This is a genomic window from Taishania pollutisoli (assembly GCF_014518315.1).
In the GTDB taxonomy this organism is placed as follows: Bacteria; Bacteroidota; Bacteroidia; order Flavobacteriales_D; family Crocinitomicaceae; genus Taishania; species Taishania pollutisoli.
On sequence record NZ_JACVEL010000001.1, the window covers coordinates 617,763 to 630,684 of the forward strand.

Consider the following 12,922-nt stretch of genomic DNA (forward strand, 5'->3'; position numbering starts at 1 on the left):
AATCTATTTCGAAATAAAAAGTCACCCTCCTTTTCCTTCAACAAATCTGAATCCCTGTTGTACAAACTCCTCTTTCGCATTCGGGTTGATAAAATACTTTGTTTCCACCTGGTGGCGACTGTCATTAAAGCCCGGAATGGTATCCATCGTAAAAAAAATCCCCCATAAACCACCTATTACGACATCCTCCGGATTCTCCTTGTAGTATTCATTTACACGCTTACAAAATCGTTCGATCCGCTCCCCTTTTGTCCGGAACGTGGAAGCAGGAATTTCTTTCCCATACAAGTAATTCCACTGGTATTGAACAAAGTTATCGGTTATAAAAACAGCTTTTGCCCCGCTTTCATGAACTGTTTTATGAAATCCTTCAAATGCGTTGATTTCGTTTACTCCGGCGTCATACCAATGCTGTTTCATTTTAGAGCCGGAAAAAACTCCCGCGACAGAAATCAAACACAAAAAACTGATCGTAAGGATCGAAGTTTTCGCTGATCTGGTCGTACATACAGCAACAATCAACCAGAATAGTAATCCGGTAAATAAACCAATCCAATAACGGGGAGATGCGGTGCCGATTGTTGAAATGAGAATCAGGTACGCCGCAATACTGAGGAAAATCAGTAGATACTGTTTCCTTTCTGTTGATTTTGAATAAAAAAAGTGCCAAATCAGGTAAATTCCGCTTACAATCAGGAACAATTTAAGTAAAATGTCCCACCAAAAAGGTCGGGGAATGTTCATTTCAAAATGGGAAAAACTGCTAAACCCGGCAACTAAACCATGCATTTGTAGTTGTAAATTTTCAATCTGGCTGTTCCAACCCCAGGTTGACTGTGTCCCTCCCCAATTGGCTTCGTCCAGGTAACCGAACCATCTGAATAATACGACCGTCAGAACAAACCCGGTGAGAATGGTAGCTGATTTTACCAGGATTCCTTCCTGTTGCCATAACCACCAGGCAATTAATGTGGAAAACGGAAGTAAAATCAACACATGCGATTCAAACGCGATCCCCGAGCAAATTCCGATTAAGAATAATTGACCTGCTGACGTCCTCATTCGGAACAGGCAATAGAAAATAATACATACAAATAAAAATGCCGTTACGTAGCCTCCTCTAACCATGCTTCCCCACAAATACCAGGTTGGAAAGGTTACCAATAACAGGAGGATTGCGGTAAACAGCCACCGTGGCAATGGATAAGATTGAACGGTTCGCAAAACGAAGGTAACGCCTAAACTAAACAGCAGTAATCCTCCCAGACGCAATGCCCAGATACCTGGTCCCAATAGCAGTTCAAAAATGGCGGTGGAAAATACTTCAAATGTTGAAAGTCCGTAATTTTGTCCGGAGAAGTAAAAAGGGAAATTGCTGCCCGCTAACAGGTCTTGCGCCATAATCCCAATGATTGCTTCATCTCCGTCAAACCAAAAGTTTTTTGACAGAAAATGCGGCAAACGAACGAGAATACTCAATAAAAATATGAATCCCCACCAGAGGAAAAACTTCCGTATTGACTTGTCCGGTTGGGTGACCGTTGTAAACAAATATGCCTTCAGCTTTTTCATCCCGTGAACGAACGTATTCTATCGTACGATCAATCGCTCAGACAAACCGTGGATCTACTTCCATCATGTGCCCGCATGCTTTGCATGTACGCAGGTCTTCAGAAGCGTAAAACTCTCTGAATCGCGGTAAGAAATCCCGTTCGATGTTTTCTAACGGGAACCGGTATTCGTGCAGTTTGTGGTTGCATTTGTCGCAGAACCACATCAGTCCGTCACTCAAATCAGTGTTCTTCCGAACCCGTTCGATTACCAGCCCGACCGTATTTTCTCCCCGCATAGGGCTGTGCGGAATATTTGACGGCAGCAGAAACATGTCTCCTTCTTTGATGTGGATGTCTTTTGCCTTTCCTTCGTGTTGAATCCTTACCGTAATGTCTCCTTCAATCTGGTAGAACAGTTCTTCACTTTCATTGAAGTGATAATCTTTCCGCGCATTCGGTCCTCCGACAATCATCACAATGAAATCACCTGCATCAACATACAGGTTTTTATTGCTGACAGGGGGTTTTAACAAATCGCGGTTATCGTTGATCCACTGCTGTAAATTAAAGGGCATTAACATGGTTCAAAAAATTAAGAATGAGGAGTAAAAATAACGAATCTTTTTGATTTGCATGCATTTCTTTGACCTGATTCTGACAAAATTCATATTCTGAAAACAAGGTATAACTATAGAAAAAAACCTGCATCTTTTCTAATGCAGGTTTTTCTTCCGTAAATCATTGTTGTTCCAATCACTTACTCATACCACCCGGCTGGCAACATGTCGGCAATGCTTTTTGGGAACTTGCATTTGCAGGAACATCGTCTGCATCGTACCCGGTATCAGAAATAATTTTCCGGATTTCTTCCGCACTGATTTTTTTCGTTGTGTATGAAACCGTCAGTTTTTTTGTTGCTACGTCCAGTTCCGCATAGCGGATACCTTTGGTATAATTCAGCTTGTCTTCTAAGGTTTTCTTACACGTTCCACATTCTGCAGATGTAGCGATTTCAATCGTTTGTGTCTTTTTTTCTTCCTGTGCAAATCCGTTGCCGATGAACAGAAGTGCAAAAATTACCACTATATTTTTCATGTTATTTTGTTTTATCGTGCAGGATGCTCTTCCTGCGCGGGTTTTTATTATTCTTGTTTTTTGTGTGCAATTACATACCGAAATCCGGCATACACATTGATCCCCATGACAGGTGCCCAGATTCTTGTCGCATCAAAATATGTTCCAAACGGGTTCTCCGCATCAATGATCGGGTGATTCTGACGGTAGTTGGTCAGGTTTTCCCCTCCGATATAGAAGTCCCATTTTTTGTGTTTGTACGTGATCTGCGCACTCAACTGCGGATATACTTTGGAATGATTATCCGTTGTGAATGTTACGGAATCCAGCTGTGCCACCGGAAGACGGGAAGTTCCGAACACAGAAGCAGTGACATCAAATTCCCATTTATTGTTGCGGGTGTGATAGGCTACATTGATGAATCCGCGGTGCTTCGGTACCATTACTTTTTGTTGCAACTGACCTCCATATTCCGCACGGACATCCAGGAACTTATATGCCAGTCGGATATCAAATCGGCTGAACGGAGTAAAAGAGAATTCCGTTTGGAAACTGTTGGAAAAGGACTTGCTCGTCATATTTCTAAAAATAATCTGGTGCACATTTTCATCCCGGTCCACGATCAGCTGACGCTCAAACAATGTATGGTAGTAATCGACAACAACAGAGGCTTGATTGCCAAACAATTTAAACGACTGTACCAACGACCCTCCGAAATTCCAGGAGATTTCAGGTAATGTTTCTGTCGGAGCAATCCATTGACGAGATGTTGCCAGCAACGAAATATTATCGATCATGTAATTGGGTACACGCCATCCTTTCCCTGCTGTCACGCGTAAATCGGTGAATTCCGTAATCGCATATTTTGCATGAACGCGCGGCGAAAACTGGAAGTTGTACAGGTTGTGGTAATCTCCCCTTGCTCCGATTACCGTTGTCAAACGCGGTCCGGTATAGGTATATTCGGCAAATGCACCCGGTACAATTTCAACCCGGTTATCTGTCAGGGAATCCATTTGCTGGTCCATATCGATGAATACACCACTCAAACCCACCTTATATTTGTGCATGGTATTCCCGATGATGCTTTCAAACACACCGTTTACGTAGCCGCGCTTTTCAACTCCTCTGAATTGACGGACACCAAACAAAGCATCATTTTCCTGGTATTTCAAATTGTAGATCACACCGATCGAATTGTACGGTTTTTTCATGAAAAACCCGGTTTTTGCATACACATCGAGGTGTTTTGCATCCGTTTCCATTCCATACAGCCCGTTATTAGCACCTTTCCGATAACCGACTTCTCCTCCGTATTTAGATTCCAGGTAGGAATTTACCCCGATCTGTGCTTCCATTTTTTCACCCTGATAATGCCAGCGGTTATTAAATGAAAATAAGGTTCCCATCGGTGCATCCATGAAGTTATCATGGTTGTGATTGTTTTCTGCAAACATCCCCGATCCGTGTGCAAACAATGCTGTACTCCATTTTTTACTAACGTGCATGCTCCCGTGCGCATTTAATTCTGCCCGGCCGTAGATATTTCCATACCCGTTCAAAAAAAACGCGTCCATGTCCTGTGGCTTAAACATTTCAATATTGACCAATCCTGCCATGGATTCATACCCGTTGACGACATTTCCCGTCCCCTTTGTAATTTGAATGGAATTGATCCACGTACCCGGAAAAGACGACAATCCGAATGGTTGTTCCAGCCCCCGGAGGTAGGGAATGTTTTCAAACTGAATTTGCGTATACACACCTTCCAGTCCCATCATTTGAATGGTTCTCGCTCCGGAAACAGCATCTGTAAAATTGACATCCACCGATACATTCGTTTCAAAGGATTCTGAAAGGTTACAACAAGCTGCTTTTCTCAATTCTCCCAGTGAAATTTCTTCCACGGCCAGTACTTTCAGTTTGGATATTGTTTTGGTGTTTTTTCTGTACTCGACAATGATTTCAGGCAATACTTCATCTGCAAACAAGACGACTTTCATGTTGATGAACCGGTCTTCTTTGGTCACCACAACAGTGTCTGAAATATATCCAAGTGCGGAGAAAACCAATGTATCCGGCAATGTTCGGGGGAGAATGAGTTCAAAATTTCCTGCATCACAGGTGATGTCTCCCGTTTTCGCATTTAACAAGTATACTTTTGCTCCTTCAATCGGTTCTTGTACGCTCCCATTTGACCCCAATACGGTTCCTTTTAATTGTGCCATTGCTCCAAAGGAAATAAAAGCAAAGGCGATTGCTATACTATTTTTCATATATGATATTCATGTTAGATTCGACAATTAAGTATGGACTTAAATGAAATCGAACATCATATCAAATATACCTGGTGAATGCTTTGGAAATCCCGTCCCTGGTATTTAGGAGGAGGGAGGTTGCAATGTTCCGGAATTTGCCGGGAAGTAAGACTGATTTCCGGAGAAAAATAAACAACCGGACTGAGTGTTGACGGGTCTATCCAAACAGGTGACCACACGAACTGGATATGATTGTTATCAATCCGTGTATCAATGTCAAGGGCTACGTAATCCGTATCTGTTGAACAGCACGATTTTTCAATATGTGCCTGATCTTCTGCTTCGGTTTCTGCTGTTTCTTTTGCACAACAGGATTTTTTCTGTTGAGTCGGTTCTTCATGATCACCACCACCACACGGATCTGCATAACTCAGGAACAGGGATTTTTCAGTACCGGAAATCGAACAGGTATGCGTGTAAACAGCCATTCCGACATTGGCCGTAATGAATACTGCCAGTGACAGGTATATCACCAGTTTTTGCACGCTATTTTTGTTCTTTGTCAACGACATGGAGACAAATGTAAGCAAGCAGAGGCAAAAAACCGTAAAAAAACAGTTAAAAATTAACGATTTACGGAAAGATGTAAAAAAATCACAAGAAAGTGTAAATCCGGATTTACTTCAGAATCACATCAATTTTTACTGGTAAGTGGTCTGAATATCCGTCCAGGTATTTGTCTCCTGCATAATTCCGTTTGGGAACCAGGTTTCCTTTGTACTCCTCAATAATGAAGTCATTGGACAAAATAGTTCCCGAATTATTCACCATGCGGAATTTACCTTTGAATGCATTCGGAGAAACCATGATGTGATCCAGGACATCCCATTCGTTTCTGTAATTGTAGCTTCCTCCAAATTTCCCTGACGCTTTTGTAATCATCGGGGTCAACCGCTCGGCAATCATCTGCACAGACTTATTGGTCGGATAATCGTTCAAATCTCCCATGAAAACAATCCTGGATGCCGGCGATGCTTTCATAACAGAATCAATGAATGCAGCCGCCATTTGTGCCGCTTTGATCCGGTTGGGCTCACTTTCATCCTGTCCTCCTCTTCTTGAAGGCCAGTGGTTGATCATCGCAAATAAGGTATCTTTCTTGTGGACAAATTTCCCCCAGACAATGTCCCGTGTATTCGGAGCTTCATCGTTCTGAATCTGAAAACGGATAAATCCCGACTGTACAAATTTCAGCACAGAAGGATCGTAAATCATCCCTACGTCAATTCCTCTCGCATCTGCACTTTCATGGTGTACGATTCCAAAATTCTTACGGGAAGAAGAGGCATTATTCAAATCCTTCAACACTTGTTCATTTTCAATCTCACACATTCCCAGCAACACGATTTTCCCCATGGAATCAAGCACCTGGTTTGTTTTTTTCAGTTTCTCCAGGTAACGCGGTCCCGTCCACTTGTTTTTTCCGTTTGGAAGAAATTCTTCATCATTATGTGATTGGTTGATGGTATCGAACAGGTTTTCTACGTTGTAAAAACCGATTACATGTGTTCCTTTCTGAGTCAACCCATTGCAGCTGAACAATAACAACGTGCAAGCAAAAAACAGTTTATTCATCATTTAGTTATTCATTACGTCTCTGCCCGATATGAGCAAAAACCGTGTCAAAAGTAATCACTGTACGAACAGTAAGTTGATTTTGTGTGTTAAGATTGAATTATTTTCTCAGGTCCCAAAGTGATTCTGTTCGTTCCATTGCCGCCACAGCAAACGAGCAAACCGGTGTCACTTTCAAATCTTGCCTGCGGACTTCATTCATTACTTCCAGAAACAATCGGTAGCCCAATCCGTTTCCACGCAGGTCAGAACGGACTTCTACATAGTCGATGGAAATGTGCCGGTCATCTTTCCATGTATAACTTACACTTCCGATACGTTCATCATTCCGGGAAACTACAAATTTTCCGCTTTTTCCATTGTCTAATTGTTTTACTTCCATACGCAAGTAATTTAGTTAATCGTCCCGGTGCCTTCCCTTTTTCTTTTCCTCAGGGGTAAATGGCAACGGATTCGCAAAAATCTCTTTGTGTACCAGGTTGTTCCGGTAGATATCCATTGCCAGGTATATCGCGCTTCTCATGGAAGATTCCGATGCTTTGTTCTGTCCGACAATGTCAAATGCCGTTCCATGATCGGGAGAAGTGCGGACAACGGGTAATCCTGCCGTAAAGTTTACACCATCCTCAAACGCGAGCGCTTTAAAGGCCGCCAATCCCTGGTCGTGGTACATGGCCAGTACGGCATCGAACTGATTCCGGGCATTCGATCCGAAGAATCCATCCGCGGGATACGGTCCAAACGCCAGGTGTCCTTTCGAATTTGCCTGTCTGATGGCCGGAACAATGATGTCGTTTTCCTCGGAGCCCATCTTGCCGTTTTCTCCTGCATGCGGATTTAACCCAAACACTGCAATCTTTGGTTTCTGGATACCAAAATCACGCCGCAAACTTTTGTCCAGTTCTGCAATTTTGGCAACAATTCGTTCTTTTGTCAGCATGGAACTTACTTCTTTGATCGCAACATGTGTTGTGACCAACGCTACTCTCAGATCATCCGCTACCATCAGCATCAATGCATCTTCCTGTCCTGCCAGGTTGGCCAAATATTCTGTATGTCCCGGAAATTGAAACCCGGAAAGTGCCATTGCTTCTTTGGAGATCGGAGCTGTTACGAGTACATCTATCTTACCGGAAGCCAGATCCTGTGTAGCTGCTTCCAGTGATTTAAACGCATACTTCCCTCCTAACTGAGTCGGTTGCCCCAATTCAAATTTTATTTCTTCGTCCCACAAGTTGATGACATTCACTTTTTTATGTACCGCATCGTCTGCAGACTTACACGATTGATAGGAAAAATCCTGGTTTTCGATTAATTTCTTGTGGTAAGCCAACACTTTATTGGAAGCGTAGATGACCGGTGTACAATCCAGCAGCAAGCGATTATCACTCAATGCTTTGATCACTACTTCCGGCCCGATTCCATTGATATCTCCGATTGATATTCCAACACGTACAGGAAATTCTCTCCCTGTTTCTTTTTCTTTTTCTCTTTCTTTTTCCATTTAAAACGGATCGATTTTATTTACAAAAATAAGGAAGCTTTTGAGTTATATGAAAATATCTCCGAAGAATTCCCCGATCGGGGCATTTACGTGTAGTTTTTATATCGTTACTAAACGTCAATTTTAGAAATGGAGGATTGTTTTTACCACATAGTACCAACTGCTTTCGGAACATCGGCACATCGGTTCTGTTTGTAAATGCCGAGTGACACATAGCAGCTTACTTTATTTGCTGTTGAAGTACAATAATTCGTGCATTTGTAGTTACGGCGCAATGGGTACAAGACTTATTTTATTTCACCACAGATGCACGGATGAAAGAGTTTAACCATCATCTGGCTTCCGGATACTTTCGAAAGAAAAGTATAACTAAAACTTTATACCTTCGTAATCTACGGTCGGTTATTTCAGATTTCCTTTGCAACGATAAGAACAAAGCCTATGCGTGAAAAAGTCCTTTTTCTCAAAAATTTTTTCCGGAATCCCTTGCGAAATGCATCGGTTATTCCCAGTTCAAAAGCATCCTCAAAAGCCATGTTGAAGGGAATCGATTTCAACCGGGTTTCTGTTGTTGTAGAACTTGGTCCCGGAAATGGTGTTTTCACCCGGGAAATCATCAAGACGGTCACTGCTGATACAAAGATCATTGTTTTTGAATTAGAACCGACGTACATCAACTTACTGCAGAATAAATTCGGAGACCGCATCACTCTGGTGAATAAGAGTGCTCATCTACTTTCTGAAACACTGGAAGAGTTGGGGATTGATAAAGTAGATGTGATTATTTCGGGGCTACCGTTTCTGAAAGGTGATATCAAGCAAAAAACCGACGAAGCGATTTGTCAGCTGACGAGACGGGGAACGATTTACCGTTTCTTTACATACATGCCAGGTATCATGAAGAATGTCTACAAAGAGTTGCCGATTGAAAAGAAATACTTTGAACTGCGAAACATTCCCCCACTGTGGGTATACGGAATCAATTGATTCATCTGTTTGCTGTTTAAATAACTATCCGTTTAGTCGGAGTATAATTCATACACTAAATAAATAACAACTTACTTTGCGTCTTCGCGCCTTTGCGAGCAATCAAATAAAAAAAGCGGAGATTACTCCCCGCTTTCATTGCTTATTTTAATTTGTCAGCCTCCTCCCGTGCCTTGTTCATAATTCCATCGGCTCGTTTATTGGCTTCGTCTTCTGTTTGTGTCGCCTTTTTGTATGCTTCATCTTTTGCTTTCTGAGCAATCGTCTCCGCTGCTTTCTTCTTTAACGGATTCGACCCTGCCGCAGCAACAGCATCTGTATACGCTTTATCGGCTTCCGAACGGATTCTATCTGCTGCTTTCTTCCCTTCCGCTTTTGCATTGTCAGCTTGTTTCTGTGCCGCATTGATTATTTCGGTTTTCTTTTTATCCAGCTCTTCTTTTCCTTTGTCGACTGCATTATTTACAACCGCTTTTACTGAATCTTTTGTCTTGTCTACAACTTCTTTCGCTTTGTCTTTAGCAGCATCTACCAGGGCATCCTTCATATTTCCGGATGCTTCCATCAGTTTTTCTTTGAAGTTGGTAGATACTTTCGGATCCGTCACCGTACCCAGTACGTTTACATTGATCGGAATTTCGTTCGGAATGACATTCAGGTTCAACTTCGGAGCCAGTGAATTTACCTTTGCTGCCGCCTGCTCTACCAATTTTACCATTTCCTGCGGGATTTTATCCTTCGGAATGTTCATTTTTAAATCGTAATTGATGGATTGATCCAGGCTGGTTGTCCCGGATACATTTGTTTTGATTCCTCCCAATACGATATCAAACGGGTTCAGGGCTACTTTACCATCTTCCACTTTGAATTTTGCTTTCAGGTTTTTGATCGTCTGGTTATTCAGGTTTTTCAGTTTTGTGACGTCTGCAATTTTATCCAGTGCTTTTACTCCTGAAACATTTAACGAAGAACTCAGTAAATCTCCCAATCCGTTCACCGAAGACAAAATCGGATCCAGATTGGAGGTCAGGTCTGTTGACAAGTTAAAATTGGACGAAATTTTACCAGACAAGTGCTTGGCAATCGGTGCCAGTTTTTCTACGGTAACAAAATTATTGACCAATTGCTGAATATCCAGTTCTTTCAGGTTGTAACCAAAGGATGCTTTCGGTCGCTCCGGATTTTGTGTGTTGTACTGTCCCGTTAACCCAATAGCACCTCCCATCGCGTTCAGGTTCAGGTTATTCAAGGTTGCCACTTTATCTTTCAGCGTAACAGCTCCATTGACATCGCTGGCATTCATCCCGTTGAATTTCACTTTATTGATTTTTGTGTTTACTGCAAAATCAATGTTGCCCGGAATTTCAACTCCGCTGCTTTCTCCCGTTGCTGCAGGTTGCTGTGCCGGAGCTGTTTCAGTTGTTTCCGTAGCCGGAACAATGTTCATCAGTTCATCCAGATCCATGTAGTTACTGTTGAGTGTGAATTTTCCCTTCAACAGTTCATCACGGAACATATATCCCATGTAATTATCGATCGTTCCATTCATTGCAAAGTCAGAATTACCTGTTTTTGCTTCCAGCTTTTCCAATGCCAGGTATTGCGGCGCAAATCGGAACACCATTTCTTTCACATCTACCTCTTGCGACAACTCCGGTGAAACATAGTTGAAATCTTTTAGGTTCAATGTTCCCAATGCTTTGAATTGTTCATATTGCTCCTTTTCAATGTGGCTCATCCGCCCATCCAGGCTGATATCCGCATCTAGTTTTCCATTGTATTTCTCTCCTTCTGCCAATGGGACAACTTTCCCCAATGAAGCTAAATCTACTTTTGCCAGAATGGTTGATTTCAACGCAGGATCTGTCATTACATTTCGCAATTTTAATGTCGCATCCAAAACGTTTCCGACAAAATCCGCATGGAATTTATCCACATCTACCGTCAGATTGTCCAGGTTACTTCCTCCGGCGAATTTAGAACCGGCAACCACTGCAATGTTCTGGATTGTTCCGGGTAAATCCGGGTATTTAATCGATGCGTTGGATACTTTAATTCCCGCATCCCATCCCGGCAGGTTTTTCTCATCCAGGATTCCTTTCACTTTTGCATTGAGGGCAAGCGAACCGGAAGCAACCATGCTTTCGTAACCTGTTTTGTAAAACGCCGGAATCAATGAGATAAACTCTTTGAATGTTGCTTTATCAGCGTTTAATTTCAGGTCAATGTTATCATTTTTCTCCAGCATTTCATAAAACCCGTCCACACCAAACTTCAGTGCGTTTAACTGGAATGTATTTTCTTTCAATGTAAATTTGGATGTTTTCTCGGAAAATTCCATCAACAGGTTGGCAACAATATCGGTTTTCACTTTTGAAAGGTACGTCAATCCACCCATTTCAAACGTCAGCTCATCCGTTGTTGTTTTCGTTTCAAAATCGATCACATCTGCTGTCAAATCCCCTGTTCCTTCATGGTTCAGGTTCACAATTTTTGCATATAATCCTCCCGGTTTATCATCGTAGCGAATCTGTGCATTCTCAATGGAGTACTTTTTCAATTTCAAGGCAAAATTGGACGGTTCTTCCAATTCTTCTTTTGTTTTCAATGAATCCGGCTTTACGATATCATAGTTCGCTTTTCCATCGTATAATACACGTACATCTATTTTCGGCTCATACAGGTGTACTGCATCAATGGAAATGGTTTCTCCTTTGATTACGTCCCACAAACCAACATCTGCGCGTACGGTTTTGACATCCGCCAGTGTCACTCCTTCAAAATCTCCCAGACCTTTCAAACGTGTTCCGTGCAGCTGAACAGAGAGATTGGGGAATGTACTCAATAACGTCAGATCGAAATCATCCAGTTCTAATTTGGCTGTAAGGGTTTTGTTGACTTCATCAATTACCAATTGCTTTAGTTTATCTTTGAAAAGGATTGGAATCAGAATGATTGCAATCAGTAAGAGTAAGAATGTGATGCCCGACCATTTTAAGATTCTTCTGAACAAACTCTTCTTTTTTTTAGTTGTAGATTTCATATGTGACGTTTTTTTTCGATATTTTTGAAAATCATATGTGAATATACAAGATTTCATGAAACGAATTGTAATACTGATTGTTTTTATTAACATTTTAACAACTTTTGGATTTGGACAAATCCAGATCGGTGGAGATCAGCCGAAGGCAAAAAAAGAGAAGAAAGAAAAGGTCAAAAAAGACCCGAACGATAGTACAGAATATAGTTTGCGATTGTTTGCAGGAACGACTGTTGCCGGCACATACAGAACACTGGAACCGAACAAAAATGAACTGTTCGCAGACAGTATCGGACTTCGGGCAGATGAAAAAAGCCTCACCCGCTGGTCGTTTCAATTGGGATTTACGAGTGACATCAATAAGAGTCTGATGTGGGAAGCAGGAGTAGCATTTATGCAAAATGGTGAACAGTACAGTTTTTCCGCAACAGATACAAGTCACAATTATACTTCCAGATATTCCTGGTTGGGGGTTCCGTTAAAATTGTATTACAAATACGACTTCAACAAACTCCGGTTACAGATCGGAGCAGGTGTGATTCCGCAAATGCAGATGAAATTCAGAAGAGAAGATACATTCGTTAACCGGGAAGGAACCAATTCAACCGTTGAAACCAAAACGATCAACGGGATGAATACGTTCACTGTTGCTGCGGTCGGAAACATCGGTTTGCATTACAGCATTACGAACCGGTTCGGGGTATTTGTACAGTTTGAATACCGTCATCAATTGATGTCCAGTTATCTGAAAACATATCCGTACATTCACAAAGGGACATCCATCGGTGCCAATTTCGGTTTGACCTTCGGACTTTAAGAATGGCTTAATTATCAATGATTGTTGTGAATGAGATTTACGGGGTTTGATAAT

At 41.9% G+C, this 12,922-nt stretch carries 11 protein-coding genes; 2 read left to right on the forward strand and 9 right to left on the reverse strand.

What is annotated here, in order from left to right; genetic code table 11:
• Positions 1-21 precede the first annotated feature (21 nt).
• From H9Y05_RS02610 to pdxA, 8 genes are all read right to left on the reverse strand, one after another.
• Positions 22-1,572, reverse strand: a complete 1,551-nt coding sequence (locus H9Y05_RS02610; RefSeq protein ID WP_216713415.1) for an ArnT family glycosyltransferase — start codon at positions 1,570-1,572, stop codon at positions 22-24.
• A gap of 37 nt (positions 1,573-1,609) precedes the next feature.
• On the reverse strand, positions 1,610-2,134 hold the full coding sequence (locus H9Y05_RS02615) for a 3-hydroxyanthranilate 3,4-dioxygenase (protein WP_163490548.1): 525 nt from the start codon (positions 2,132-2,134) through the stop codon (positions 1,610-1,612).
• Between the two features lie 172 nt (positions 2,135-2,306).
• Positions 2,307-2,648 (reverse strand): heavy-metal-associated domain-containing protein, encoded by a 342-nt coding sequence (locus tag H9Y05_RS02620; RefSeq protein ID WP_163490549.1) that lies wholly within the window; start codon positions 2,646-2,648, stop codon positions 2,307-2,309.
• A 47-nt stretch (positions 2,649-2,695) separates the two neighbouring features.
• A complete protein-coding gene (locus tag H9Y05_RS02625) occupies positions 2,696-4,903 on the reverse strand; it encodes a TonB-dependent receptor (RefSeq protein ID WP_216713416.1) in 2,208 nt (735 codons plus the stop codon).
• 56 nt (positions 4,904-4,959) lie between these two features.
• Positions 4,960-5,457 (reverse strand): hypothetical protein, encoded by a 498-nt coding sequence (locus tag H9Y05_RS02630; RefSeq protein WP_216713417.1) that lies wholly within the window; start codon positions 5,455-5,457, stop codon positions 4,960-4,962.
• Positions 5,458-5,563: 106 nt separating this feature from the next.
• Complete coding sequence (locus H9Y05_RS02635) at positions 5,564-6,520, reverse strand: endonuclease/exonuclease/phosphatase family protein (RefSeq protein WP_216713418.1); 957 nt, start codon at positions 6,518-6,520, stop codon at positions 5,564-5,566.
• Positions 6,521-6,620: 100 nt separating this feature from the next.
• On the reverse strand, positions 6,621-6,902 hold the full coding sequence (locus H9Y05_RS02640; RefSeq protein ID WP_163490553.1) for a GNAT family N-acetyltransferase: 282 nt from the start codon (positions 6,900-6,902) through the stop codon (positions 6,621-6,623).
• 15 nt (positions 6,903-6,917) lie between these two features.
• Positions 6,918-8,024 carry a 4-hydroxythreonine-4-phosphate dehydrogenase PdxA gene (gene pdxA / locus H9Y05_RS02645; RefSeq protein WP_163490554.1) on the reverse strand — a complete coding sequence of 369 codons (1,107 nt, stop codon included), beginning with the start codon at positions 8,022-8,024 and terminating at the stop codon, positions 6,918-6,920.
• A gap of 441 nt (positions 8,025-8,465) precedes the next feature.
• Between pdxA and H9Y05_RS02650 the strand changes: the two genes are divergently transcribed.
• Entirely contained in the window at positions 8,466-9,011 is a 546-nt protein-coding gene (locus H9Y05_RS02650; protein ID WP_216713419.1) for a class I SAM-dependent methyltransferase, read from the forward strand.
• Between the two features lie 142 nt (positions 9,012-9,153).
• Here the strand turns inward: H9Y05_RS02650 and H9Y05_RS02655 are convergent, their stop codons facing one another.
• The gene (locus H9Y05_RS02655) at positions 9,154-12,054 is read right to left on the reverse strand and encodes an AsmA-like C-terminal region-containing protein (RefSeq protein ID WP_216713420.1); all 2,901 of its coding nucleotides are present in this window, start codon (positions 12,052-12,054) and stop codon (positions 9,154-9,156) included.
• Positions 12,055-12,109: 55 nt separating this feature from the next.
• Between H9Y05_RS02655 and H9Y05_RS02660 the strand changes: the two genes are divergently transcribed.
• Positions 12,110-12,868, forward strand: a complete 759-nt coding sequence (locus H9Y05_RS02660; RefSeq protein ID WP_163490557.1) for an outer membrane beta-barrel protein — start codon at positions 12,110-12,112, stop codon at positions 12,866-12,868.
• Positions 12,869-12,922 lie beyond the last annotated feature (54 nt).